The organism is Photorhabdus hindustanensis (genome assembly GCF_002968995.1).
In the GTDB taxonomy this organism is placed as follows: domain Bacteria; phylum Pseudomonadota; class Gammaproteobacteria; order Enterobacterales; family Enterobacteriaceae; genus Photorhabdus; species Photorhabdus akhurstii.
The window spans coordinates 1-646 of sequence record NZ_PUWT01000144.1; the positions used below are offsets into that span (position 1 = coordinate 1).

At 62.4% G+C, this 646-nt stretch carries 1 protein-coding gene; it reads right to left on the minus strand.

Annotation, left to right across the window (positions count from 1 at the left end; translation table 11 throughout):
* Positions 1-83: 83 nt before the first annotated feature.
* On the minus strand, positions 84-646 hold a 563-nt coding region (locus tag C6H66_RS24660), incomplete at its 5' end, for a tyrosine-type recombinase/integrase (protein WP_146111139.1).

Consider the following 646-nt stretch of genomic DNA (forward strand, 5'->3'; position numbering starts at 1 on the left):
TGACGGGCAGTCCGGCCACGGTCTGCCCCCACACCGAACCCGCCCAACTTAACGGGGACGGACGGTCAGAGGATATTGAGGTTTCAGGTCGGCGCCGGGCTGTCCGGCGGCGTGTCAGCGTCGGCGTTGTCTTCGGCGTACAGGTCGGCCAGTAAACCCACTTCATCGGCGTCGCTGACTTTTTCGTCGGCCATTTGCTCCGCCGGATGCGTACTGGCGTGTACCGCCTGCAAGGCCCGGATAGAGACCTGCGTATACACCTGGGTGGATTCCACGCTGGCATGGCCTAACATCGCCTGTATCCAGCGCAGGTCCGCCCCGTTCTCCAGCATCTGGGTTGCCATCGCGTGCCGGAACAGGTGGCAGGCACCTTTTTTCTCGATGCCGGCGGCCCGGATATAGCCGCTCACGGCATGGGTGATACCGTTCGGTTGCAACCCGTCTAGCCCGTCCATCGCCACGAACAGCGATTGAAGGTCCGGGGTGACCAGCAGTTGCGGGCGGACCTGTTGCTGATAGAACTGGAGCCAGCTTAAAGCCCGTTCGCCGAGGGGCAACACCCGGTCTTTATTGCCCTTGCCCTGCCGGATGGTCACGGTTTTGCGTGACCCGTCAATGCTGTAGATATTGAGCCGGGCCGCTTCAC